This window comes from Mesorhizobium sp. M1A.F.Ca.ET.072.01.1.1 (assembly GCF_004023325.1).
Classification (GTDB): domain Bacteria; phylum Pseudomonadota; class Alphaproteobacteria; order Rhizobiales; family Rhizobiaceae; genus Mesorhizobium.
In genome coordinates this window covers 1-25,832 of record NZ_RZSF01000019.1, presented here as the reverse complement: position 1 = coordinate 25,832, position 25,832 = coordinate 1, and the positions used below count along the sequence as shown (strand labels likewise).

The window sequence follows — 25,832 nt, the reverse complement described above, 5'->3', positions numbered from 1 at the left end:
CGCACGGCCGCTTTACCCTCCAAACACATGATTCGCCTCGATCCCGCGACCGCCAATCCGGCTCCGCCGCCCACCGTGCCGGCCTGGGCGCTTACGGCCGCCGGCGCGCCGAGCGACTGTGACGCCGCCTTCCGGGCCGGCGCCGCCTTGGGCGCGCTCGACACGCTCGCCCGCGCGCAAGCCAGCTGGGCCGGCGCCTGGCGCCAGCGGCTGGCGCTCCGCTGCGCCGCCGCCAGCATGCGGCTCGCCGGCCGCGCCGAGGATGATGCCGCCCTGCGCGACGCCTGGCAGCTTTGCCCGGCCGGCGCCGATCCCGGTCCCGCCGGCGCCATTTTTGGCGCCTGGCGCCAGCTGGCGCTGCAGCCGCCGGCGGTCAGCGCCGATCGGCTGGCAAAGGTGGCCGAAATGCTCGGGCTCGCATGGGATGACGAGGCGCTCGCCGACCTGTGCATTGAGATCGAGGACGTGGCGGGGTCGCGGCGGCCGGCGCCGTTCGCCGCCGCGGCAATCGCCGCCCGCGTCGTCGCCGCTCGCCCCGATGCCGAGCTGTTTGCCTGGTGGCTGGCCGACCTGGTTCTGGCGCAAAGCCTGCGCTGGCCGCGGCCGCTGCCGCTGTTGATGGCCCAGGCCTTTGGCCCGGCCTTCCGCACTGAGGGCGGCGGCGGCACGCGCATCCGACCGGGCGAAAGAGGTTTTGAGCGCGTGGTCTGTCTTGCGTCGGTTCAAGCGGCGGCCGAGGCCTGCAGGCTGGCGGCCGACTTGTCGCGCCGCGCCGAAAAACTCCTGGCGGTGGCGCCAAAGCTGCGCGCCAAAGGCGCCGGCGACGTGATCTTTTTGCTGCTCAATGAAGATGCCGTCGCTGGATCGCTGACGACCAAAAACCTGTCGCGCTTTGCGGCGCGGCGGCTGTTCGAACGCCTGCAGCAACTGGATGCCGTTCGCGAGCTCTCCGGCCGCCCGACCTTCCGGCTGTTTGGGCTGTAGCGATGAGCCAAGCCTCCGTTCGCCACAAGATGAACGAGCAGCCGGCACTGCTGGACACCGAGCTCGAGCACCTGCCGCCGGAACTGCGCTGGCGCGAGTGGATGGGCCGGGTCGAAGCCGTGATCTTCGCGGCCAGCGAACCGGTGACACGTAGTGTTCTCGCGCGGGTGGTCGGAAGAAACTGCAACATCGATCTGATCATCGACGACATCCGCGCCGAGCTCGCCGGTCGCCCCTATGAACTGGTCTCAGTTGCCGGCGGTTGGCAGCACCGGACCAAGAAGGTTTTTGGCGACGTCATCCACGCCGCCTTCGGCACGTCGGCGGGGGAGGGTGCAAAAGAACTGTCGCAGTCGGAGACGCTTGTGCTGATGTGCATCGCCTATTTCCAGCCGATCACCCGTGGCGAGCTGTCTTCCTTCTTCGGCAAGGAAGTCTCGCGCGACCTGATCGGCGTGCTGCGCGCACAGGACCTCATCGCCTCGGGGCCGCGCAGCCCACAGCCGGGCGCGCCTTACACCTATGTGACGACGAAAAATTTCCTGTCGCAGTTCGGGCTCGACACGCTGCGCCAGCTGCCGGATTTCGAGGCGCTCGAGGACGCCGGGCTGCTGTCGAGGGAAAAGCTGCTCGCCGGCGCCATTCCAGCCGGGTTGGCGGGCGAGGAGGGGGAAGACGATATCGTTGAGGATCAGGTGCCGTGAGCAGGGCGTTGTCGCGATGCGGCCATAAAGAAGTCGATGCCTCAGAGTCAGGACGACTGGTCGTGCGGCAGCCGGTGATCGGGATCGTGAGCCGCGACATGATCGCCGTCGACAAGATTGGCCGGAAAAATCACCAGGTTGGTGCCGCCGGCATGACGCAGCGATGGAAACAGGGCCGGCCCGTTGACCGTTTTTCGCTTCCGCATCACGCCGACCTCTATCTTGACGATGTTGCCGCCCTCGGTCCTGTCTCGTAAACGAAGGACGGGCCTGCACAAGATGGAGCAGCCGATGGCGCCACCTCCGGGACGGATTCCCGAAAGCCCGGGTTGTGGGCGTTTGTGGGACCCCTGTCTGAAGCGCGCACTTCGCGTTTGATAGTCCACTGACGGCATTGTCAGCAGACATCACTCGATCATCTCTGTGCGCTCTTGGGGCGGTGCTATGGTACGCCTGCTTAACCGGCAGCGAGGAGGACGTAATCCATGCCCGCCATGACCCGCCGTGCTCTTTTTGCGTTGGCCGGCGCAGCGGTTACCGTCGACCCGGCGTCCGCTGACGTAAGGACCTCGCCGCAACTGCAGGCACTGATCGCGGCGCATGAGGCGGCCTATGCCGCGTTCCACCGCGTTGTTCGTCGAGCGGGGAGCAGCAGGGATAACCGCGAGCGCGCCGACCGGGTCGAGCAGGAGGCGCTGCTGGCCGTCTGCTCCTATCCTGCGATCAGCCGAGATGACCGCCGGATCAAGGCAAAATATCTACTCGCCGTCGAGGCTCGTGGCGAACTCGACCTGGAAGAGCACCTACAAGCCATCCTCCGCTCAACGATGCGGGGCTGATCGCGCCTCAACAAATCTCAAGGAGCGCAAAAGGGCGACGGTGATTGCAGCGAAGTACTTCCACTCAATGCATGGGTCCGAACCGCGGGCGCTACATCGCGAACACAACTGCCGAAGAGGTTCGATAACTGTAGGACAGCCCAAACAGAACTTAGAGCAAAGGCTGCGCATCCGGCCAACCGCAGCCTCGAAGACTAGAGTCGACCCCGCGACGCCTTTGATCGCTGCACAACTTTGCCGCTGGCACTCTTCGCTCACCGTTAACGGGGAGCGGTCGGCTTGACGATTTGATTTTGTGGCTGGTCACGGAGCCGCGTGGGGCGGATTTGGGCGGTAATTTGGTTCAGATTGGGCATGCCCGCCGATCCATACCCATTTACTGCGCGAAATGCCAACGAGCATTTATCGCGTCAATCGCAGTAGGAAAAGTGCGATTTAATGTGGCCAATGCGCTTTCGATCGCCTATGCATAAATGCGTTAAATCACTCACCTTGGACGATATTTTGTGGCGCTGGTGATCACGACCTGTACGAACCGCAAACGCAAGCCGGTCACGGATAGTCTCCGTGCGTCATCCCTTCTACAAGCAAATCTGGTCGAACTTGCAGGACGATGGTGTGATCGCCTGGCTCTGGCCAAGCCCAGATTCCCGGCCTCACAACTTTATGCGGGTCGAGCATTCAGGGAGGCTACTGCCGCAGCACAGGCGATAGACGCGCGGCTGTACGTGGTCTCGGCTGGTCTGGGTTTGATTGGCGCCTCGACCGAGGTTCCGTCTTACGCGTGTACGGTCTTGCTCGACGCTGAAGACAGCATCGCCGCGCGCGTCACAGGAAGTTTTGTCCGTTCGGTATGGTGGAAAGAACTCAACCGGTTCTCGCCATTTTCAGAGCTTCTCCGGCCCATCATTTCGCATTCGGATGGTTTGGTGTGCGCAGCACTTTCTGACGCCTATCTTGATATGATCAGTCCGGATCTAGTCGAGTTAGCGGCAACAGATCGGCACCGGCTTCGAATCTTTACTCGCACCCCAGTCGAGCGGATAGCGCCCGAGCTGCGGGATTTCGTGATGCCGTACGATGATCGGCTCGACGGACCTGATAGCACGATGCGAGGCACACGCAGTGACTTTGCCTCGCGGGCCCTTCGGCACTTCGTTGAGCATGTCCACATTGCTTTCGGTGGCAATGATGCGGCAACGGACTCCCTGCACGTCACTGCCATGCTACGGGATTGGCGATATCCGACAAGGGTTCAGCGGGAACGCTGTGATGACGATGCGATGCGCCGTCTCATCAATGAACATTGGATTATGTCAAACGGTAGCACCGCCCGCCTTCTGCGGCTGTTCCGAGACGAACTAAATATCGCCTGCGAACAGGGCAGATTGGCGGGGTTGGTGCGCGAAGTCAGGATGGAACGTTCATGACTGCAGTGGAGCATCTGAGAATTCGAGCGGTTCGTGCGGAACAGGGTGGAACCGGCGTTTTCGCGTTCTTTCTTCAAGGCTCTGACATCACGCGCATAGCCGATATCAGTCGTATCCGTCGCGAGGAGCAAGAACTTAAGGGGTTTCAGCGTGGCGTGATTCGCGAACATGTGAAGCAGATCACCGCCTTTCTGGACAGCGGTCCGGTGCTCTTTCCAAATGCCATCATTCTCGCAATGGCGCCCGAGGTGGAATTTGCGTCGGCGCGCGGGCGAGCACCCGGAAATATTTGTGAGGTGGGTGACGCCGGCACGCTGTCGATCCCGATATATCCGGAAGGACGACGAGCGGCGTGGATCGTTGATGGTCAGCAACGCTCACTTGCACTTGCAGAGGCGAGGGATCGATCGATTGCTGTCCCTGTCATCGGTTTCGTGTCGGCACACCTGGCAACGCAGCGGGAGCAATTCATTCTGGTCAACAAAGCGAAACCGCTTCCCACCCGTTTGATAAATGAGTTGCTTCCGGAGGTCAGTGTTCTTCTGCCGCGTGACCTCGCAGCGCGTCAGTTGCCGAGTGCGCTTTGCGAAGCGCTCAATACGGATCCAAGCTCGCCATTCTACGGATTGATCCGCCGCGAATCTGACGGCAAGGATAAGGTTGGCATTGTCACCGACAATTCGCTCATCGAAACGATGCGCATGAGTCTCAAAACGCCAGCGGGGGCGCTCGGCCAATTTAAGCACAACGGACGTGGCAACGATACAGAGGCAATGTATGAGGCCCTGTTGCTCTATTGGTCTGCGGTCCGCGATACGTTCCCCGACGCTTGGGGAAGGCCTCCGGTTGAGAGCCGTCTTATGCACAGCGCAGGTATACGTGCGATGGGCGCGCTGATGGACCCTATTATGCTTCGGACCGACGGGGTGCCCGATCGCGTAGCGGCGGTTCGAACCACGCTCAAGCGGCTCGCGCCCCATTGCGCGTGGACGAGCGGTTCCTGGAAGGGCCTCGGTATTGACTGGAACGATATCCAGTCAACGTCCCAGCACATCAGCAAACTCAGTGATCATTTGATGCACCTCGAGCGTGACCTCGCGCGAGGCGTCGCATGAAGTTTATTTTTGCTGACAGCCTGGACTATGTAGATCCTGCCTTCGACTTCATAGCCGATCGCAGCCCAGCGGAGCGACAACCCTATTGGGACGACGCTTATCCGCACGAGATCTTAGGCTACGCGCCTTATGATGGAGTGCTGGTTTCGCGCGGTATTGTTGGAGACCATCGTGTGAAGGGCAAATACACGGCGAGCCAGGCGCGGCGCTTTGGCTTGGTTGGTGTCCGCAAATTTCTCCGCCTCGACAAGCCAGAATTCACACACCTGGACATATTCGGCGACTGCGGCGCCTTCACTTATGTCAACGAAGAGCGTCCGCCCTATACGCCGGCGGAAATGGCTGAGTTTTATGACGAGTGCGGCTTCACTCACGGCTGTTCCGTCGACCATGTCATATTCGACTTCGACCCCACCGTCGTCGCGATGGAAGGCGGGTCTGCTGATGCTAAGCAACGGTTCGACATAACGCTTGAGAACGCCGATCAATTTCTGCGTGAAGCCGAACAGATAGATGCGAGTTTCACGCCGTTGGGGGTCGTTCAAGGATGGTCCCCCGGCAGCATGGCCGAAGCCGCGCGACGGCTCGTCACGATGGGATATGAGTATCTTGCAATCGGCGGCATGGTTCCGCTCAAGTCGCCAGAGATCAAGATTTGCCTAGAGGCTATTCGCGCCGTGGTGCCAGCCTCAACCCAGCTTCATATTCTGGGTTTCGCCAAGGCCGACGATATCGACAGCTTCCACGGTTATGACATCGCCAGCTTTGACACGACATCGCCGCTAATAAGAGCGTTCAAGGACGCTAAAAAGAATTATTATCTCCCGAGCGACGGCCTCGCGCTGCGGTATTTCACATCGATCCGAGTGCCGCAGGCGATCGAAAATCCTAGGCTTCAGCGAAGCGTGAAAAGGGGAACGTTCCGGGCCGAGGATTTAATCCGAATGGAGGTGGCGGCGCTTGGATCGCTTCGCGCCTTCGATCGGGGCGAAGCCGATCTTGATGAGGCGTTGCATAGTGTTCTTGTTTACAGCGCCCCGCTGTTTGAAGAAAAGCCTTTCGACGACTGCAAAAACAGTCCAGCACTATCGCAACTTGCGAAGCGCTATCGGGAAACCTTGTCTGAACGGCCATGGCGGCAATGTCCTTGCTCGATATGCGCGGCCACATCGGTCGAGGTAATCATCTTCCGCGGCAGCAATCGCAACAAACGCCGCGGGATCCACAATCTCGCTGTCTATAAGAATCATATTGAACGATTGGATCTGAAGCGTGCTGTCAATCGAACCGATGAAATATCTCGCCGTCTGTGCGCAGCAGAGTGCTGAGCATCAGGTACTCACCTTCGCGGCGAGGGCCGCTGACGTCTTACGCTTTGCGTCGATCGAGCGCATTGGCCGCGACGAGCAGGGTGAACTCAGTGGGTTTCAGCGGCCACAGGTTGCGGCCCACATTCGAGAAATTCGCGACTATCTCGAAAAGCCGAACGCTGTGCTCCCGAATCCCATTGTGGTCGCGTTCACAGATCGCGTCGTAATTGATGATCTTGGCAACGGGGCCGCTCAACTCACAATCGACGTCAGCGCGGGCACGCCAGGGCTTGTCGTCGATGGTCAGCAACGACTGTCAGCACTTACCCAAGTTGATCGCGACTTCCAGGTCTTCGTTTCTGCACTAATTTGCCGCGACGATGCAGAACTACGGCGCCAGTTCGTCCTCATCAATAACACGCGACCGCTACCTAAGTCCCTTATCTACGAATTGCTGCCTACGGTCGACGACTTGCCGCCGCGTCTTAGCCGGCGTTCCATGGCGGCGAACCTGACTGCGCGCCTGAACTTCGAGAATACCGCGCTGAAGGGCTACATTAAACAACACACATCCCCGGGCGGGATCATCGCTGACACGGTTATTCAGAAAATAATCATGGAATCCCTCGCAAATGGCGTGATGCGTGAACTGGTCAAATTGCATAATGGTGAGAAGAGTTGCGTCCGACTTCTCTCGGACTTCTTCGACGGAGTGAAGCGAGCCTTTCCCGAGGCCTGGCATGGCCACAATCCCAGTTCGTCGCGACTGTTACACGGTGTTGGCATTCAGGCGATGGGAGATGTCATGGAAGTGTTGGCGCAGCGGGCGAGTGCTCGAACCGTCAACGACTTTTATGATGGCCTCCAGTGTCTCAGGGGCAAAACCGCATGGACTGAAGGTAGGTGGGAGTTGGGCGGGGAGGTTCGAAGCTGGAACGCGCTTCAGAATGTCAACCGCGATATCTCGCTTCTAAAACACTACCTCGTCGGTGTCGTGAAGGCAGATCAGCGCCAGCGGCGCAAAGCGGCGCCGACTCCACTTCTCGATAGGGCCGTTGGCTGACCATGAGTTATGCAGTGAAGGAAATATTTTACACTCTCCAGGGTGAAGGCCGGCAGGCTGGACGCGCGGCCGTTTTTTGCCGTTTCGCCGGATGCAACCTTTGGTCGGGCAGGGAGGCCGATCGCCTGAAGGCCGTGTGCCGGTTTTGCGATACCGACTTCGTGGGCACAGATGGCGACGGCGGTGGTCGCTTTACAACATCCCATGACTTGGCTAGCGCCATTGAGGTGAAATGGCCGAACTCATTGTCGCAACGGAGGTTCGTCGTATTAACAGGCGGCGAACCACTCCTTCAAGTCGACCCATCTCTCATCGACGCGTTGCACGATAGGGGATTCGAGATCGCGGTCGAAACCAACGGCACGCTCATGCCACCCTCAGGGATCGACTGGGTCTGCGTAAGCCCAAAAGCAGGCACTGAAATCGCGATTAAGACCGGAAACGAACTCAAGTTGGTATTTCCGCAGGTAGGCGCAGAACCGCAACGCTTCGAAGCTCTGGCTTTCGAGCATTTCCTCCTCCAGCCAATGGATGGGCCCAATCGCGTCTCGAATACGCAGGACGCAGTCGCCTATTGCCTAGCGAACCCTCGCTGGCAACTCAGCCTTCAAACTCACAAACAACTTGGAATCAGATGAAAATAACTCAGGCATTCACGTTTGAGGCTGCCCACCGGTTGCCCCATGTGCCGTTGACGCACCGCTGCCACCGCATGCACGGCCATTCCTATAGAATTGAACTCCGCCTCGAGGGACCTGTTGACAATCACACCGGTTTTGTCGCCGACTTCTTCGACGTGGAGGCCGCCTTTAAGCCATTGCTCCTTCAACTCGACCATTATTGTCTCAATGATGTCGAAGGCTTGGAAAACCCTACTGCAGAAAACATTGCAATTTGGATCTGGAACCGCATCAAGCCTGCGGTGCCGCAGACGTCTGCTGTTGTCGTCTACGAGACGCCTGACTGCTGGGCTGAATACGAAGGGTGAGATGGCATCATGGAAGACTCTAAAGCAATCGTCCTGTTCTCCGGAGGTCAGGATTCAACTACGTGTCTTGCTTGGGCACTAGACCGCTTTGAACATGTCGAAACGATCGGGTTCGACTATGGTCAACGTCATCGCGTCGAACTCGATATTCGTCCGGAGGTGCTCGCAGCAATTCGCCAAGGTTTTCCGTCTTGGGACAAAAAGCTCGGCGAAGATTGTGTGATCGACGTGACTGTCCTCGGACAAATCAGCGACACGGCGCTCACACGCGATGTCGAAATTGCGATGCTTCAAAATGGCCTTCCCAACACGTTTGTCCCAGGGCGAAATCTGCTTTTCATGATTTTTGCGGCAGCGGTCGCTTATCGCCGTGGGGCACGCCACATCGTCACAGGTGTTTGCGAGACAGACTACTCTGGCTACCCCGATTGCCGCGACGACACCATGAAGGCGATGCAGCTCGCTCTCAATCTCGGCATGGACCACCGCTTCATCGTTCACACACCGCTAATGTGGATCGATAAAGCCGAAACCTGGCGGATGGCAGATGTTCTCGGGGGCAAAGCTTTGATCAACCTCATACGTGATAAAACACATACCTGTTATGATGGTAATCGAACAGAGCAGCACGTCTGGGGGTGGGGCTGTGGACACTGCCCGTCGTGTGAGCTTCGCGCCAACGGTTACCGCCAATTCACCTGTGATCTTGCACCCTAGCTTTCTGGCCGAGTCTGCCGGCTTGCAGCACGTTAAGTGGAGGGACGAGATGAGCAATGACCTAACAATAGATAGCCTTCCCGAAGCATTGATGTGGGTCAAGGACGCTCCAATGTTTATCGACCCGCCCAATTTGGAACGTTTCTATGATGCTGTGGTTCGGCCTACCTTCAAAACCACGCAAGGTCGTACTATCCAGATTTCTGCCAACAAACGTGCCGAACTAAAAGCGAGGTTCGCCGCTAAGGCCGGCTTCAGTCTCCCTTCTTGGTTGTCTGGCCTTTTCGCCGCCGGAGCAGAAGCTGAAGCAAACGCCGAAGGTGGCTCCGAAACCGGCAAATCCGATGTTGAGACTATCAATTTCGAGTCGATCGATACGCCCGAGCGCCAACTGGATCAATTGATTGCCTTCTATTTTCTCGAACGAGAGGACCGGTTGCTGGTAGGCGACATCGCGGGGGCGGGTCGTTGGCAATCGGAAGGCAAGGCATCAGCGGTGCCGCGTGCTCTGGTGATGCTCGATCTAAAGCCGCGAACGAAACTTATCCCGATGGCGGCTGAGTTTTCCAACGGCAAAGTAATGACGTTCTTCGATAAGTTTTCCAAGTCGAATGGTGAACGGCCGCCAAAGGGCCTTGGCGACACTCGGGAACTTTGGAAATGGCTCGGAGACAATTTCGACCCTGACGCCGCTATGGCGATGATCGAAAACGGTGCAGCCGAACAGAACAGTCGAATCGAATGGATTGACTATCGGCTTCCCCTCAACGACGTGGGAGATACCATGCACGTTCATATAGAAGCAGGCGGGCGCTATTATACAGGGACCTTTGCCTTCGCAGATGTCACGGCCACGGCATGAGGTTGATTGGGACACTAAAGGATGGGCCTGATCTAAATGTGCTGGCGATCTATGAAAAATAAACATACGACACGAAGCGGGTATTAGGCCCATAAGGGCGGCGCGGTCTTCTCAGTTACGATTGGTACAATTGGCCAACTTGCAACGGGTAATCTGATCAAGGTTAAGCAAGTTCTGGACTGTTCGCCTAAGCCAAATGATCAAGAACGGCACGCAGTATGCTCGCGGTTCCCTTGCCCGGTGCCCAGATCGGCTCTCCCTTGGTGAGGGCGTCCTTGACGCAATAGAAGGCTTGATGGCTGCTGCTTTTCCAGGCGAACACGAACATATCGGCACTCTTTGCCAAACTCGTGAGTTGCGGTGTAGCCACGAGGTCAGAGTTCACCACGACTTTACAGCCAGGAAACAGCTTCTCCAACGCAGCCTTGGCCCTGCTGCCAGCAGCCTCCGCCAGTGTGTAAATTCCGATCATCTTGCCCTCAAGATTAGGCAGCAGCGGTCCAGCATCATCACCCTTTGCGTCGCGTCTGAGCGTACTGACTGTTTCTGGGCTGACGCCGTAGTCCTTGGCGAGTATTTCAATCGGCACCAAATCGTGCGGCGCAAGGCGATGGGCAAAGCCGGCTGCTTGACCTAGCACCTGTAGGAACAGGCGCAGACGGGCATCGCGCGCTACGTCAGACGTGCAGGGTAAAATCGCCAGCGCCTCGGTGAGGTCCAAGCTCCAGGGCAGATATGCGTAGGAACCGATCCGCTTCTGAACATCCTCGAGATCTTTGATCAGGATGACATAGTCCTCAGACGACAGCCCCTGCTCGACAAGGATGCTGGCCAGTTGCGCGAGCAGGTCGAGATCGGCCCGCGAAAGGGCCTCATCCATCGCGATCAATAAAAACAGGAGCGATGCGATCGGCTTGGCGGCCGGCGATGGGACGGCATCGACGGGAAAGAAGCTCGCAAAGATTTGGGGCACCGCCGCTCGCGCGATCATACCGGCCTCACCGCCGAGACCACTAACGATGGTGGCGAACCGTTGAGAGAACGGGCCGCTCTCTCGGACTTCTGAGGCATCCCAGTTGGTCGGCGCCGATTGGACCTCCTGCTGCGCCGCGGCTAGATTATCACCCGCCTGCAACCGCTCCGCCCAATTCATCCACGGGTTGGCAGTGGGTTGTGCCGGCTTGCCCGTGACCGCGGACAGCCAGGAAGGTTGCGCCTGCCTAAGGCTCTCGACTTTACCGGCGATGCCTGGTGTCAGCTCCGCAGTCAGGTCCGGCTTTGCCCGGTCCACTAGGGCAAGCAGCCGGTTGCGCGCGTCGTCGGTCCCGATCATACCCACGCACGACAGTAGCCGGCTGATTGTCTTCTTACTGGGCGCAAGACGCAGGTAGAACTCGAAAGCACGATCGAACTGCCCATCATCGAAGGCTTCGTCCGCTTCATCCGATATTGCCGCACCGGCCACCCTTGGAGCCGGTCCGGCTGGACGCGACGCCTCGAAGAGTGAAGCGTCGGTTCCCGGCGGCAACACGTCGAGCAAGTCCCCAATAATTGCGGGGTCGGGACTCGCCTGCAGGCGCTCGAACAGCAGAAAGGCCTTTATGACGCGGGAGGTACGAATGCCGCGGCGTGAGGCGAACAGTTTGGGATATGGGGCTGCGATATGCCGCGCGAAGGCATTCTGCATTGCAGCCGCGTCGCCGCTTGCCTCCGCCTCATCGACATAGGTCCGATAGAGCGCCTCGATCAGGTCCGCGAGGACCTGCGGCGGCAGCGCCAGATCGGCCATCGTCTTGATGAGCCAGTGATCGCGGGCGATCTGCGGCCAAAGTCCGAGGCCCGCGCTTAGTCGCACTTCGAGGTAGCGCAGATTCTCTTCGTTGAGGCGGCCGGTCTGCTTCAACTCGGCGATCATCGCCTCCGCCTGGGCTTCGTCTCCGGCGAGGAGCGCGCGCTCGAAATCGCTGCGAATGGCCCCGACCGGCCGGGCCTGAGTCCGAGTGACCAGCGGCCTGCGCTCCAGCAGGGCGGCGAAATTACCCAGCCGCGCCGAGATCGCTTGAAGGGCAGCGTCGTCAGGCCCCGTGAACCGATAGACCGTCCCGCCAAAGCGGTCGCGCAGCGCTTCGGCCATCGGATCGGAGGAACCCTCTGACACTCGCTCGAGGTGACTGAGCCAGGTGGGACCCAGCCACGCATTGATCTCGTCGCGCAGTTCGGTTCCGCCCGAAGTTCCTTGCGTGGTGGCGTACCAGCCCGTGATCGTGCCTCCCCGAACGAAAGGGAGGACGAGCGGCGCACTTGGGTGCTGAGCGGCGAGCAGTCGAAGCCATTGCCGCACCTGATCAGCCTCTCTCGTCGACACCGATCCGTCCAGCAGAGAAGACCACCTCAACTCGTTGGGCGCCGCAAAGAAGCGCGCCAGCCATTGCTGCTCCCGTTCGGGCAGATGCTCGATCATGTGCCCGCTCCCACATAGGATTCGAAGTTGATTCGTGCCTCGGCGAGCGTCTTGGGTATCGTGTCGTAAACAACCATCTCGTCGTTCAACTCGAGCCCGCTATAGGTGAGGTTCATCGAGCCTGTCAGAAGTCCTCGTTTCAGCAGCACGCCTTTGATGTGCAGATGCTCCCGGCGCACGATAGACAATTTGTTGGCCAGGCCTGCCTCATCGGCCGCCATCATCAGCGCATCGATCAGCGGATCGTTATGATCGTCTAGGCTCGTTGCAATGCCCAGCGCCGTTCCGCACGCCATCATGTCCATGACAACCTCAATGAGCCGGATCTCGCGATTGCCCCATTCCGGGTTTACAGTGCCGAATCCCCCGGCACGATTGTCGAACAGGATGATGTTGCTAATCCAGGGGCTGACCAACCAGGCGCGCTCGCCACCAGGCGCCAGCAACTCCCCCAGAAACATCAACTGGAGGAGTTCGCGGATCAGGTTCTGGCTGGTCACCGCGCTTTTGAAGATACGCCGCGTCTCGAACGTCATTGTAGCGCCTCCGCGACGTCTATATCGACGTGAAAGACATGCGCCACGCGCCTAACGGCCTGCACCCGAGCAAACACCGAGAGATAGGCTGTCTGCACCGGATTAGTCGCAAGGAAGCTCAGGGCATCTGCGAGCAGCGATGCGGCGGCCATTGGGCACACCAAAGTGGCGGCCCCGACATCTGCGAGGCGATCGAGGCATCGGTCATGCCACCCTTCGGCCTCCAGATCGATGAGGGCCGCATCTTCCGCGAGATAGGTCTGTAGCAGCAAAGGATCCGGTGCCGGCAGATCGGCAAAAGGCGAATAGATCCGCAGGCCTGACTGGCGAATTTGGGCGCCGCGGGGCCAGAGCAGTCCGTAGATCACGCCAAAGCGCCACTGATCGGGATTGATCGTGGGAGTGTCGATCCCCGCCAGCCCAAGCGCGGCATCGATGTCGTCTGATCGCGCCAATCGGTAGGCCAGCACGCGGGCATCGAGTTCTACGCCTAGGCGCTCCTCCTCGGCGTTCCAGAGGCGCACCGCGTCAAGGAAGAAGGCGTCACTGTCGATGCTTGAGCCGGGACGAAGGATGCGGTTCGCGAGCGCCACGAGGAACGCGTGAAAGGTGACGAAGCCCTCCTCGGCGAGGGTGTGACGAAGGGCCGTGAAGGACATATGACTCTCCTCCGCACCCGAGGCCTGCCGAAACACGCGGGTGGCCGTTGGCAGGGGATCGTCGCTGTCGCCCTCCACGACGGCGGCAAGGAAGCGGCTCAATTGGTAGTCGTTGAGGGAGAAATCATTGTCGCGCAGCGCAGCCGTCATCAGGCTGAAGAAGCGGCGCGGGTCCTCGACATACTGACGTTGCGCCTCTTCAATCTGGCCGTTGCCACCAGGCGTCATCTCGCTGATCCAGATTTCGCCATTGGCGACTCCGGCAAGCACATCGTCTTCCTCGCGGGGTCCAGCCGTGATGTCGAGCACCAGGCTGTCTCCGTCGATTTGAGGGCAGAGGCTTGTGATAGCGCTCAAGGCAGCTGCGCCGACGGTGGCCGCATAGCGTTCGCGCAGCCACGATTCCCAACCAGGGTCGATTGGTGTCCATAAAATCGCGGCAAGGCTGAACAAGCTGTTCACGACCTGTCGATCGGCGAGGAAATCCGCCAGTTCCTGCCGGAGCTTGTCCTGCAGATTGCCCTGGGCATTCGCATCGTCGACGATCGGCGACTGGAATAGGATATTGAGCGTCTGGTCGAGGTCGAGTTCGGCGTTCCCATCGGCCAGCCGTGCCGCTGCTTCCGGAAGCGATATGCCACGCGCCATCGCTTCGTTGCTGATGGCCGCGAGCACGAGATGGGCAAGCCAATCGCGCGCGAAGGGATTGTCAACCGCTTCAAGAAGGGGGCCGTGAACCGCGTCGTGATGAAAGCGCGCGGTCCGCATTGCGCGGTAGCGTGGATCGACCTCGTCTCCAAGGTTTGACCACAACGCGTTGGGGAAGCGAAGCCGGATGCACACCGCGTCGACGGCGAGGCTGAAGCCCAGCGCCGCGGCTTGCCCATCGACTTCGAAGTGGAACTTCTTGTTGAGCGATCTCCCATCCCGGAAGCGAATGCCCGCATCACTCCCGAGCGCCATCCGGCGAACCTCGATCGGACTCAACCCTTCATGCGTGTAGAAGCGGATATCCTCGATCAACGAGGTCCACGGGCTGCCCCGTGGCGGGGCCAGCACCAAGCCGGTCTCGCGTGCGACAAGCTGACTGCGCCAACGAAGTCGCGCGTTCGAGGTGTCGACGACCGTGCCCGGCGGCGGCTGAACCTGGAGAACCCGCGGCCGATAGACAGGCACACGGCTAATTGCGCCCTCGATGATGGTCCGCCAATCACCGAGGCGATCGAGATGCGCGAACGGCTCGAGTGGCACGGCTTGCGCGCCGTTCTGATCGAGCGGCGGACACAGCCAGTGGCGTTCGAATGCGTGGCTGATACCGTACCGCCGTGACACGCGGCCGGGCGCGAACTCACGCAGCGCCTGTGCTACGGGCATCGCCACTTCATCGGGCGTTGCGCTGCCAGGTTGGGGCAAAACGATGTTGGCTTCCGGAAGGTTGAGGTCGCTGAACAGATTGGCTGGAGCGAACTCCGGCAGCGGCGAATTGAACACCTGGAAATCGTCGCAGGCCTGTCCCCACGCGCGCCAATTGCTCTCGAGCCGGCGCAATGCTGTCGGCAGCACCTGCGTCATGAGGGGTCGGGGATGGTCCCAGAGCAGCGGAACGACCGCGCTTTCGTCGATCTTCAGCGCCGAGGCGAGATAGGCCGTATAGCGATCCAACTCGGCCGGGACGGTCAGGATGCGCTCGATCAGCGCGGCGAGCGCTGTCTGGCGCGCGCGTTGATAGCTGCTGTCAGTACTGCCCGAGAGATCGAACCAAACGCTGCCCTGCCGCGAAGAGCGCGACGCTTGGCTAAGATAGTCCAGCGTCGCATAGATCGCTTGGATCCGCCTGACGTAGCGGTTGCCGACGGGCAACGTGCGCAGTGGCAACTCCGGATCGAACAGCAGGTCGTAGCTCTGATAGGCCAAGCGATCCCGGCCATAGTCGGACAGCACAGCGACCGTCCAGGGGCGCATCCGACGCGAGCGGCCTGCGCGGCCTTTGCGCTGGAGGAACTGGGCCACATCGCGCGGGGCCTTGTGCTGGATCACAGCGCCAACCCGCGGATCGTTGAAGCCGACCTCGAGCGAGGCGGTCGCCACGATGATGTCGAGGTTGTTGCCGACGCCCGGGTCCATCGACATCACGCGGCCCACCGATTTCCGGTCTTGCGGCTGTAGGCTGTGGCCGATTTCGATCACCGCCTCCCAGTCTTGGCCATGAAGCCTGCGCTGTTCGACAGGCAGCGGCCGACGAAGCGAAGCCAGCCCGCCGTCCGGTCTGTTCACCAAGTCGGGAGCGCCGCTGCTCCTGCGCCCCTCGGCATCGAGCATCGCGAAATACATGCGGTTGGTGACGTCGATATCGTCCGTGAACAGGAAGAGTCGCTCACCAATGATGCCTTGACTCTTGCGAGCATCCGGCACGTCGAGGAGCCGGGACAAGAGCATTCCGGTCTGGATCGTGGTCGACAGCAATGCCGTGCGCGACACGGGATCGCCCCTGAGCGCGAGGAGATACTCAGCGCCCTCGGCGATCATGTCGCTGTTGGCCGGTGCGATTTCGACCGACGACTGCTCATACACGCCGGTCAGTTGCGCGAAGAAGCGCGCTCCGTCCTTGAGCGTCGCCGACAGTCCGACGAAGCTGACATGCTGGCGGACCAACCGTCGCCAACGGCGAAGCAGGAACGCCACCTGGGCGCCGGAGATGCCGGCATAGGTATGAACCTCGTCTAGCAACATCATCTCGACGGGGCGCTGTGCCCGGTCGCCAATTCCGAACAGGTGCCGAAACCGATCGTCTCCCATCCGCTGGTTGAGCATCTCTGTGGTGGTGAACAGAATGTCCGGTGCTTCGGATCGCAATCGGTCGCGAGTCAGGATGATCTCGTCACTCTCGATCGCGGCAGAGCACTCGAGGCACTCAAGCCGCTCGCGACTGGCGTGCCGATCGGCGTCGCACCAAGCCATGTCCCCGTCGCAGCCCGGAGCGGGACAGCGCAGATATTCACAAACGAGCCCAGCCGATGTCTGCCGCCAGCCGCTGCGCGCGTCGTGCGCCTTTTCGGCTGAATGGGGCGTCGGACCGAAGAAGGTCCCAATCAGGATCTTGCGGTGACCGCGCGCGGCTAACGTCGCGTCGAGGCGCCGGGCCTGACCGTAGACCTCTGCAAACTGGTCTTTCAGCAGTTCGTTGCGGGGGTAAAGAGCCAGAACCTTGACCCAGCGATCCGCGGCAGGAAGTGCGGGCCGAAGCTTTCGACCAGCGCCGAAAGCGCCGCACGCGCAGCTTTGTCAGGCGTCGCCGCCGCGATCGTGGCGAGCGCTGCCGCCGCGTCGATCTCACGACGCGGGTAGCGGCGACGACGCCAGATGAACCGGAAGTCGGCAACGAGTGTCGGCGCGGCCTGCCAGCCGGTTGGTCCGCGATGTTGAGGAAAGAGTTGGCGCAACCGAAACAGCAGGCGGACACCTTCGGCCATGCGGGATCGGTATTGCGTACCTGGCTCCTCGCCGATGTCGAACAGCAGTGCTCGGCGGATCAGTTCTGCGATGACATGACCAGCGTCCGGAAAGCTGACACCGGCGCTCAAGACCGGGTTGTCGAGCAGCACATCGATGATCCCATGCATCTCACCGGCCGACACATGTCCGTCGACCAGACCCCAGGTCAGCAACCGGGCTTCACGCTGCTCAATCTCGTCCAGTGCAGTCAGCAGCAGGGCTTCATCGGCTTCCATCTGCGCTCCGCGGCACGATACGATAAGTGTCGAATGCATTGTTCTCTTCGAGCCACTTCAGCACGACGTCTGTCAGCAGGTCGAGCTTTGCTCCTCCGGTCTGAATGGCCTCAAGGAAACGCTTCACGTCGGCTGGTACATCAAAGTCGAACTCCTTGGCTGTCTCGGTCAGCGTTGTCGCAAGGGCCTTGACGCGATCGATTGCCGCCTTGTCGGCTGGCAGCTTGTCGAACTCGGTGCGGAACGCTTGGTGAAGCTGGTCATACATCTTGAAAGCGGCGGTGTTCGCGGGCGTCATCGCAATCCGGCCCTTCACCACTGATGGTGCCTCGCCGGTGAACACGCTCTGGCTGTACCCCTTCCAACTTCTGACGACGCCGGTGCCAAGGTCGGTCGATGCCGTCTTGATCTCCTTGATCAGGTTAGCCCAACCGCTGCCCCTCTTGAGCGTCGTCGCCTTCTTCTCGGCAGTGAACCTTTCGAGAAGTACGGCAGCACGCTTGCGGGCAGTCGCAAGCGAAGGCGGCTCCGGCGCCTCAATCCCCGAGCCTATGAGCAGCCTGCGCTGGTCGAGCGCGCGACTGAGCTCTGCTGCGGGTGGCGCGAGGTCCGCGCGGAGATCCGCGAGCAAACCGGTTTCCTCGACGTTAGCCCCGAGTTGGTCAAGTGCCACCAGCCCCTCGTGAAGCGCCTTTGCGCGTGCGGGAAGCGAAGTGCTCATGCCTCAGCCTCCAACAGTGCGGGCTGACTGCCGCTCACCCCCTCGAGCAGGCTCGCGATTTCCGCTGCCGCATTGCTTGGGTCGGATTGACCACGAATAGTTAGCTGTTGTGCCACACGCGGCGCTGCCTGAGTTACGATCTCATTTGCTATGGTCAGGAACGACATGGTGCGTTGGATCAGCCCAAGATCGAGCGATCCAAGTGCATTGAGCAGCTTCGGGATTTGCTCTCGGTCGGCTTCGTCGACGATTGTCGCCGTCTTGTCCACTAGGTCGACAAAGCGGCTTGTCTGAAATTCCGTGAGACGCGCCTCGAACTCATTTTGCTTGATCATAACGCCTGACGGCCAGCAATTCGTCTTCTGCAGCAGTGGGATGATTTCACGCAAGTTGGCAACGAACGCGTTCTTGTCGAGATCCTCATCGACGAAATCCGCAATCTCGGCCCGGAAGGTGCGAAGCTTGGCGATAACTGCCTGCAGCTTGCCCCAGAGCCGGGCGTCTGTCAGCGTCGGGATGAGGGTGCGCGCTTCCTCTGGAAGGCCCTCCGGAAGAGGACCCGCCGGCGGATCGCCGGCCAGCACGTCGAGCAGGCGCGGGCTGTCAATTGCGAACGGTTTGTTTCCTGAACCCTGGAAGCTCGCGCTCCGATCGAGCAGAAGCCCCTGAAGGATGACGCGCGTGCTTCGGCCGTTGACCGAACCCAGCGCCTGGGTGCGAAGCTGATCCCACCCGTCTTCGAATGTTTGCGTCTCGACCTGCGGCGGTGGAGAGAACAGCCCGCGCAAGAGAGCTTCCGCGCCTGCGGCACGAACCGGTGGCGCGAGGCCAATGATGCGCGACTGATTAAGCAATGCCCGAGCGACCACGGCCGCCTGCGCCTTCGTCTCCGCAACCAGAATCGGCACCAGTTGATCGACCAGGTGATCGATGATCGCGGCGCTCGCGACATAATCGACGTCGGCCTCCGGATAGTTCCAGCGGTGCCCATTAAAGCCAAATCTCAGTGCGCCGAGGAAGCCCTCGCGAAGTGTGCCGTCTTCATCCTCGCGCCGGTCACAGACGACGAGGATGCGTCCGCTCACAGGATTGTTGCGCGCACCAGCAATGGAAAGCCAAGTTGCCTTGATATCCTCGTCCGGCATCCGGAGCGCAGGCCAGTTGATGGCGCCCTTCAGCATTGCCGCTAGCGCACTGCGAAGCTCGCGAGCGTCGGCCTGCACGAGTTCCGTCCCAGACGCCCAGGCATCAAGCTTCTTCGACCAAGCCGCCACGCGCGGATCCTGCTCGGGAGCAGGTGTCAAGGGAGGCGGCAAGGGATTCGCATCTTCGCCGCCGGTTGGCCTCACTGGCGCCGTCGAATCGCGCTCCGGCACGAAGGCGACATTGGCGAGTTCGGTAAGCGTCGGCAGCGAGAAGGTAGTAAAGATCGCTGGCGGTACATGGGCGAGGGCAGTTTGATCCGCGGCGTTGCCGCCCCACACCGCGAGTGCGGAAGCAAGGCGCCGCTTGACGGGTTCGGGCTGACTCGCCTGTCGGATCAGGCCGGCGAGATAAACGCTCGGCCGCAGCCCATGGAAGTCGGGCGGCGGGAAATTGCCGGTGACGAACGTGCTCCGCATGAGAAGCGGGCGACGGAGGATCTCGTTTATGACGCGGCGCGGATTGAAAACGAGCCGGCTTCCTTCCCCCAGATGCCGCTGGACGAGCTGCTCCACCGCGAGACGGTTGAACGGAAACAGCGCATGGCCGCGCGTGGAAAAGCCAAAGGCCCTAAGCGCCTCGCCTTCCTCATCTCTCTGCGCTTCATCATGCCAGGCGGGTAGCCAGCCGGTGAGCCCGTCGCCGGAACCGCGGCGGTCGAACCGCTTGCGCAGGCCGTCTTCACCCCAGCGCGCCGCGTTCAGGTAAGCGCCGACCATCTCGATCACGGCGCTCTTGATCTCATCATCGCTCTGCTCACGGTTGCCGATGACCCAGACCCGCTGCGCCCGCGTGAGTATCGTGTCGCGCGAAGCAAGATAGCCATCAGTGAGCGCGAGCGCCGTCCGCATGGTAGCGCGCACTTTCTTGCCGTCATGTGTGCCTTCCTGCACGCACACCTTGAGCAGCACGTCTTGGATGCCTGACAGGGCTGCGAAATCCTCCACGAGCAGGACGAGGTCCATGTCGTCCTTCAGCAGGATCTCACGGACGCCGAGGATGATGTCCTGCAACGTGATCCCGCCGGTACTCTGCTCGAGCTGGAAGACGTTGCCGATCGCTGTGTCGACGATCGTGTTGAGCAGGTCGGCCGCGGACTGCCGGCGGCGGACATCCTGGACCGCGAGCTGCGTCTGATAGTAGGTCTTAACTGGGAGGGCCGCATTGTTGAGATCGATCTCATCTGGCAGGATGAGATCCTCAGCGAAAAACTGGGACTGAGTTTCGTCGCCCTCGACGCCGTCCTCACGGCCCTGTAAGGCGCGCGCAACCACCCTGGCGAGCACCGTTTCGTCGAAATGATCCTTGAGTGCCGCGTCACCGAAGAGCTTGGGCAGCATCTGCGCATGGCCGATGAGAGGTCTAAGCTCGGCCGCACGTTCTTTATGCTCGCGGGCCTCTATGACCAGGGCCTCAGCCCGACTGGCGAGCGCATTCTCTATCTGCGCTCGAAACAGGACGACGGCCTTGCGCTTGTCGACTTCGGCGACGGCGCGGGAGAGGTCCGATCGCGATTTCTCGAATCTAAGATCGCCGGCCAACGGCTCAATGATCAGCTCGACGACCCGGCGCAGGCTTGCGCTCTTGGGAATCCGGATGATGTGGAGGCGTTCGCGCCGGGGCGAGCGCTGGAGCTGCGCATCAAGCCAGCGAATGATGTGTGACTTGCCGACACCCGAGGGACCGGTGATCGGAAACAGCAGATATCCGCCCGGAACGTCGTCGGAGAGAAAGGCATCGAGCAATTCCTGCTCGGACGCCGGAGTCTCGATGTTCGTGCCGGCATTCCGCGTCGTGAGCGGAGTCGGCTGATGAACCGCGAGCAGGACCGACACGTCCGCGGTCTCGGCCTCGTTCTTGATGCAGGCATTAACGCGATCGGGCTCGGGCCAATATTTCTCAAGCATCAGCCGGCCTTTCCTGCCTGAACAAGCCCGACATGCGAGACATCCCGCCATGTCCGCGCGTTGCTGCCTGTTAGCGTTACGACGCCCTCGGAGTCGCTTCGGTTTGAAAGCGTGATGAAACCCTCACGGTCGAGGCGCTGGATCGCCCGAGACAAGGAAGACGAGACGAGGCCGGCACGAAGTCGGTGCCAGGCGCTTTCCTTCAACGCTGCCTCGACCTGCACCCGATACGCACCACCATCGAGGACGGGCAGCACCGAGGCGGTGCGGTCTACGAAGGCTGGGCCGGACAGTTCTCGGCTCGACCCGAAGATTTCGGTGAGCGCGTCGCGGAGCGCCTCGGTGGGGTCGACGACCCATTGCATCCCGTCGCGGGCGAAGCCCAGATAGAGCATCCAGGTTTTAAGGCCATTCCAGCGCGTATTGTTCTGGGCAATTTTCTGACTGCCGCTGTCGATCAACTGTTGCGCCTCCAGTTCTGCCAACCGGTCGGAATTGGCATCGAGGGTATAGACATCCTGGGCCAGCATCCACGCCACGCCTCTCGAAAAATCCGCGCTCCTAGCTTCCTCGCTTTCCCAGAAGCGCGCATTGTTAGCCTGCAGCAACGCCACGGTCCTTGCCACTTTGGGGAGGCGCGCTTCAGCGTCGTCTGCGCTCTTGCCGAGGGCAGAGCGGTGGGGCTCGGCGATAATGATGGCGCCCCTATTTTCGCCGAACAGGCCTAATTCGGTCCAGCGGTTCAACGTTCTTGTCAACTGGCTGGTGTCGAACGCATCAGCGGCGCCTCCACATGCGAGGATCAGGTCTTCGCGCCCCTTTGGACCGAAGCGAACGAGGGTGCGAACGAGCACGATCAGCACATTGAACAGCCCGTCGCTGGCTTGGTTGAGAATACTCACAGGCGCGCTCCGAGCTTGAATTGATCGACCGACAGCACATTGGATCCAGTGTCGGCGATGCGGCGCAGGACGTTCCACGGATCCAGCGTCGACGCCGGCGTGATGATGATGTGCAGCGGCCGTTTCATCGTGAACAGATACTTCGGCAGCCCGGGGCCGACCGCGCCGGTCCAGACCGTGACGCGCGGAAGCTCGTACGACGATGGCCGTAGAACTTCCTCCTCGAGCGACTGCAACAGCAGCACGCGATCGTCGCTGTGCTTGTGCAGTTCGGCAAGCGAGGGGTTTCGCTCCCGAAAGGCGGTCTGCGTGCCGATCTCGCGTACTCCGAACATAGCGACGAAGTCGCGCAGCAGGGAAACAACAGCGGTATCGTCAATGGGTTCTTCGACGGCAAGGATGACGGGCTCCCCGAGATCGAGTTGCGGGAACCGGCTGACGAAGAGGTTGAGATCGAAATGGCCGACATGCTCAATGCCGTATGCGGGTGGAGCAGAATAATCGGTGTTCTTGGTCCCCATGCGGCGGTGGACCGGGCATCCGCCGCAGGCGGGCGATACGATCACCGCCCGGCCCGGGGCGTTGCTGCGATAAAGATCGTCCAGTAGCAGCGAGACCTCGCTCGTGCCGCCCAGTAGCTTGTCGAGCAACGCGCGATTCTCGGTGGCCTCATCGAACGCACGCTGCCGTTCCTCGCCGATGAGGCATTCGAACCGCGTCCGGCTCATGTGCTCAAAGTCGGTCATGCTCACCACCGCGCGCTGGAAATAGTCCGTCCAGTGCTCATCACTGCGAAGCTCGAATGCTAGCTCGGTTTCTTGCTCTTGCCGCGCGATACGCGACGGCGGCTGCGATTCAAGCTCGAGCATACCGGCCCGCGCCATCATGATCAGCGTTCGCATGTTCCAGGATTGATTGTAATCGGACTGTCTCCGCAGCCGGGGCGGGACAGCAGCCAAATCCACCTCGAGCAATCGGCCAAGCGTATCGAGTTGGATGCTATCGCCATACATCGTCGACCACCGTTCGAACGCGAGGTCGTCGCTAATCAGCGAAGGTGAGGCGATCTGGTTGGCGATTTCCTGGTCTTCGCGCGAATAGATCAGGAATGAAGCCGAGGGGCAGCCGTCTCGCCCTCCGCGCCCGACTTCCTGGTAGAAGCGATCGAGCGTCTCCGGGACGGCGGCATGGATCACCGTGCGCACGTCCCGCTTGTCGATCCCGACGCCGAACGCGGAGGTGGCGACCACCCCGTCGAGCTTGTTGTCGGACCATTGATCTATGATCCGGAGACGATCGGCGTGGGCAGTCTCGCCGTGAAAGCAGTCGATGCGCGCGCAGCCTTCTTTGCGCAGTCGCTTGATCCACCGCCTCGCATCGCTGCGCTTAGTTACATAGAGGATGAATGGCCGCGGCGCGTGCCGCAAGATTTCAAGGACCTTGCGGTCCTTCTCCTCCGGATCGTCCTCGCGGTGGACCCAATATTGAGGTTCGGGCCGCAGATGGACCGAGGCGACCATCTGAACCGTACGAGCCGGGCCGAAGAGAGCGTCGATCGTCTCCACGGTCTCCGGGGTTAGCGTCGCGGACATTAGCAGCGTCCGAAAGCGGCGACTGGTCGGGCAGGCCGCGAGCAATCCCCGTCGTACGCCTGCCAGCATTTGAAAGGCTGGTCGAAAACTGTCACCCCACTGACTTACCAGGTGCGCCTCGTCGACGATCAGATAGGACAGCAATCCGGCGTGCGCCGTCTCGTATAGCGAAGGCAGCAAGGCTCCGGTCACCGCTTCGGGCGAGCAATAAAGGATGCCTTGGCGGCCCTCGCGTATCGCGGCCTTGATCGCCGCTCGCTCCTCCGCACTGAGGCCGGAATGCCAAGCGAGTGAAGGCACGTCACGCCGGGGAAAGCGGCGCTTGAGCATTTGCCGCATTTGACGCGCCTGATCGAGCACCAGTGCCGTGGTCGGAACGACGCAGAGCGACAATCCGCCTTCCAATCCGCGGGCAAGGACCGGGGCCTGTGCAACGAAGCTCTTCCCAGACCCGGTCGGCAAGGCGACAACGAGAGTCTCTCCGGGCGGCAACAGAAAGGCGCTGCGCACCGCCTCGCGCTGGCCCGGCGATACATAGCTGTCGAATCCGCTCGCTTCGCCGAGGAACGGGTCGATTGGCCGCTGCCAATCGAGCCGAATATTTTGCTCGGCGAAGATGTCCTCGAAAACCGGATTGTCGCTGTCGTCGAGCCAATCAGCGCGCCACGGTCGAGCTTCGACCAGGAAATAGCCTTGCGTCTCGCTATGAGCCCGCACCCCAAAATGCGCCCAGGAAGCTCGGTCCGGCCAGCCTGGACGAGAGGGTACGCGCAACTGCGCCTGCTGACCCGCACGAAGGGACTGGCGTCGCAATACGTGCCTAAAAAGGGCCATGGCATCATATGCATTTTGCAGCCGCCCAGTTGCCTGTGAGGCTTTTAGGATCTGCGCTAGGCGATCGAAGACCCCGTCGCGGGGCCGGGAGTCGCCAATCTCGCTCCGATGGTCGAGCAGAAAGTCTTGCAGACCTGCGAAATCGAATGCGCCCATCACAGGTCACTCGAAACGCGCTCGGTGACAGAGCGGTTCGCCGAGACGAAGATCGCGCCAACAGTGTCGAGCCGAACCTGAGGAATGCGAATGCCCTCTCTTAGCGCAGTAGCGAGTTGCTCCTCAAACGGAAGCTCGGTGTCGTCGCCAGCACTCACTGCGGCGCGAGCGCGAGCCTGCAACTGGCCCAGCCGCCTCTGAGCGGCCCGTAGCGCGCGCTGCTCAGCTTTCGCGAGGCTTTCGATGAGATCGGGATCCGCGCGAAGCGCTTTTTCGGCCACTTCCCGCGCCTTAAGGCAAAGGTCAGGCCAATGAGCGAACTCCGGAAGGTGCAACTGTGACAGGCGTTGCCACCGGCGAAAATTAAGATTGAGGTCGCGTGCCCCGTTCTGATCCGGTTCGACTCGATAGCGTTGCGCAAGGAGCGCGAGAAGCGCGTGATCGGTCACCAGCGTCAGTTCGCGGTCGAGCCAAAGCGAGCGGTAAAAGGGAGGGAGTGCCATGTCGCTACGACGCCGGATCGCAGCGTTCGCCGCGCTATCGTTGCGTTCGTGTCGGCGGAGAACTCGGTCCGCGGCCGCGACGTCGGCTTCGAGGACGAAGTCGAACCGGAAGAAGACATCGGCTGTGGGATCGCCGACATAGCCGGGAGCAAAGCGCCACATAGCAAAAGATCGGCCGCGATCGTCCGACTCGGTGAACGCCGTAATGCCGCTGATCAGGTCATCGCCATAGCGCAGCAGCCCCAAGCCATTGGCGCGCGCGCGCGGATGCAACGCGGTGCGTCGGCGAAAGGTGTAGGGCATAGTCCGGATCGTCCTGTCGCCCCTATATCTCGGACCGAAGTCTAGCGCAGCGTCACAATGTGCCAGGAAGGTTGGTAGCGGGATGAGTGTTTGACGCCCGGGGGTGGTGGAGTAGATGTATCGGAACGGCGTTCCTGCCCCAGCGCTCGGGGCGAACCGCGGCTCGTCGAGGCGCTCAAATTTTAAAGTGCTTTCGAGCCAGATCGTTGTATCGCTGGCGATCGCGCGCCAATCCTCTTCGATCGCGGAGAGACCGTCGAAAAGAGCCGCAGGTGGCGCGCCGAGGGCATCTAGTGCATCCTGTTGATCTAGCGC

At 60.9% G+C, this 25,832-nt stretch carries 21 protein-coding genes; 11 read left to right on the top strand and 10 right to left on the bottom strand.

Annotation, left to right across the window (positions count from 1 at the left end; all coding sequences use genetic code 11):
* Nucleotides 1–27: 27 nt before the first annotated feature.
* Together EOA32_RS05060 and EOA32_RS05055 are read left to right on the top strand one after the other, a co-directional pair.
* Nucleotides 28–984: a DUF1403 family protein gene (locus tag EOA32_RS05060; protein ID WP_128371050.1), complete on the top strand. Its 957-nt coding sequence runs from the start codon at nt 28–30 to the stop codon at nt 982–984.
* Between the two features lie 2 nt (nt 985–986).
* Nucleotides 987–1,688, top strand: coding sequence for an SMC-Scp complex subunit ScpB (locus tag EOA32_RS05055; RefSeq protein WP_128371049.1), 702 nt, complete (start codon nt 987–989; stop codon nt 1,686–1,688).
* Between the two features lie 47 nt (nt 1,689–1,735).
* Here EOA32_RS05055 and EOA32_RS05050 read toward each other — a convergent pair whose 3' ends face one another.
* A complete protein-coding gene (locus EOA32_RS05050) occupies nt 1,736–1,894 on the bottom strand; it encodes a hypothetical protein (protein ID WP_245499161.1) in 159 nt (52 codons plus the stop codon).
* Between the two features lie 279 nt (nt 1,895–2,173).
* Here EOA32_RS05050 and EOA32_RS05045 point away from each other — a divergent pair, with 279 nt between their 5' ends.
* The 9 genes from EOA32_RS05045 to EOA32_RS05005 all read left to right on the top strand — a co-directional run bounded on the left by EOA32_RS05045 (nt 2,174) and on the right by EOA32_RS05005 (nt 10,012).
* Complete coding sequence (locus EOA32_RS05045) at nt 2,174–2,527, top strand: hypothetical protein (protein WP_128371048.1); 354 nt, start codon at nt 2,174–2,176, stop codon at nt 2,525–2,527.
* Nucleotides 2,528–3,033: 506 nt separating this feature from the next.
* A complete protein-coding gene (locus EOA32_RS05040) occupies nt 3,034–3,957 on the top strand; it encodes a hypothetical protein (protein ID WP_128371047.1) in 924 nt (307 codons plus the stop codon).
* A complete protein-coding gene (gene dbpB, locus EOA32_RS05035) occupies nt 3,954–5,072 on the top strand; it encodes a DGQHR domain-containing protein DpdB (RefSeq protein ID WP_128371046.1) in 1,119 nt (372 codons plus the stop codon). The genes EOA32_RS05040 and dbpB (EOA32_RS05035) overlap by 4 nt, the downstream gene beginning before the upstream one ends.
* Nucleotides 5,069–6,400: a tRNA-guanine transglycosylase DpdA gene (gene dpdA / locus EOA32_RS05030; protein ID WP_128371045.1), complete on the top strand. Its 1,332-nt coding sequence runs from the start codon at nt 5,069–5,071 to the stop codon at nt 6,398–6,400. Before dbpB (EOA32_RS05035) ends, dpdA begins: the two co-directional genes overlap by 4 nt.
* Nucleotides 6,345–7,445, top strand: a complete 1,101-nt coding sequence (gene dbpB, locus EOA32_RS05025) for a DGQHR domain-containing protein DpdB (protein ID WP_245499160.1) — start codon at nt 6,345–6,347, stop codon at nt 7,443–7,445. The genes dpdA and dbpB (EOA32_RS05025) overlap by 56 nt, the downstream gene beginning before the upstream one ends.
* Nucleotides 7,446–7,447: 2 nt before the next feature.
* Nucleotides 7,448–8,083, top strand: a complete 636-nt coding sequence (queE, locus tag EOA32_RS05020) for a 7-carboxy-7-deazaguanine synthase (RefSeq protein ID WP_128371044.1) — start codon at nt 7,448–7,450, stop codon at nt 8,081–8,083.
* Nucleotides 8,080–8,433, top strand: coding sequence for a 6-carboxytetrahydropterin synthase QueD (gene queD / locus EOA32_RS05015; protein WP_128371043.1), 354 nt, complete (start codon nt 8,080–8,082; stop codon nt 8,431–8,433). Before queE ends, queD begins: the two co-directional genes overlap by 4 nt.
* A 9-nt stretch (nt 8,434–8,442) precedes the next feature.
* Nucleotides 8,443–9,150: a 7-cyano-7-deazaguanine synthase QueC gene (gene queC, locus EOA32_RS05010; RefSeq protein ID WP_128371042.1), complete on the top strand. Its 708-nt coding sequence runs from the start codon at nt 8,443–8,445 to the stop codon at nt 9,148–9,150.
* Nucleotides 9,151–9,199: 49 nt separating this feature from the next.
* Nucleotides 9,200–10,012 (top strand): hypothetical protein, encoded by an 813-nt coding sequence (locus tag EOA32_RS05005; protein WP_128371041.1) that lies wholly within the window; start codon nt 9,200–9,202, stop codon nt 10,010–10,012.
* 187 nt (nt 10,013–10,199) lie between these two features.
* On the opposite strand, the gene dpdD is transcribed toward EOA32_RS05005, so the two are convergent.
* The 9 genes from dpdD to EOA32_RS04960 all read right to left on the bottom strand — a co-directional run.
* On the bottom strand, nt 10,200–12,473 hold the full coding sequence (gene dpdD, locus EOA32_RS05000) for a protein DpdD (protein ID WP_128371040.1): 2,274 nt from the start codon (nt 12,471–12,473) through the stop codon (nt 10,200–10,202).
* Nucleotides 12,470–13,009: a phospholipase D-like domain-containing protein DpdK gene (gene dpdK, locus EOA32_RS04995; protein WP_128371039.1), complete on the bottom strand. Its 540-nt coding sequence runs from the start codon at nt 13,007–13,009 to the stop codon at nt 12,470–12,472. Before dpdK ends, dpdD begins: the two co-directional genes overlap by 4 nt.
* A complete protein-coding gene (dpdJ, locus tag EOA32_RS04990) occupies nt 13,006–16,842 on the bottom strand; it encodes a protein DpdJ (RefSeq protein ID WP_281013129.1) in 3,837 nt (1,278 codons plus the stop codon). The genes dpdK and dpdJ overlap by 4 nt, the downstream gene beginning before the upstream one ends.
* Complete coding sequence (locus EOA32_RS04985) at nt 16,839–17,396, bottom strand: hypothetical protein (protein WP_128371037.1); 558 nt, start codon at nt 17,394–17,396, stop codon at nt 16,839–16,841. The genes dpdJ and EOA32_RS04985 overlap by 4 nt, the downstream gene beginning before the upstream one ends.
* Nucleotides 17,383–18,117, bottom strand: coding sequence for a hypothetical protein (locus EOA32_RS04980; RefSeq protein WP_128371036.1), 735 nt, complete (start codon nt 18,115–18,117; stop codon nt 17,383–17,385). The genes EOA32_RS04985 and EOA32_RS04980 overlap by 14 nt, the downstream gene beginning before the upstream one ends.
* Nucleotides 18,114–21,227 carry a protein DpdH gene (dpdH, locus tag EOA32_RS04975; RefSeq protein WP_128371035.1) on the bottom strand — a complete coding sequence of 1,038 codons (3,114 nt, stop codon included), beginning with the start codon at nt 21,225–21,227 and terminating at the stop codon, nt 18,114–18,116. Before dpdH ends, EOA32_RS04980 begins: the two co-directional genes overlap by 4 nt.
* Nucleotides 21,227–22,129, bottom strand: a complete 903-nt coding sequence (gene dpdG / locus EOA32_RS04970) for a protein DpdG (protein ID WP_128371034.1) — start codon at nt 22,127–22,129, stop codon at nt 21,227–21,229. The genes dpdH and dpdG overlap by 1 nt, the downstream gene beginning before the upstream one ends.
* The gene (gene dpdF, locus EOA32_RS04965; protein ID WP_128371033.1) at nt 22,126–24,711 is read right to left on the bottom strand and encodes a protein DpdF; all 2,586 of its coding nucleotides are present in this window, start codon (nt 24,709–24,711) and stop codon (nt 22,126–22,128) included. Before dpdF ends, dpdG begins: the two co-directional genes overlap by 4 nt.
* Nucleotides 24,711–25,832: hypothetical protein (locus tag EOA32_RS04960; RefSeq protein WP_210214808.1), on the bottom strand; the 1,122-nt coding region annotated here is incomplete at its 5' end. The genes dpdF and EOA32_RS04960, both read right to left, overlap by 1 nt.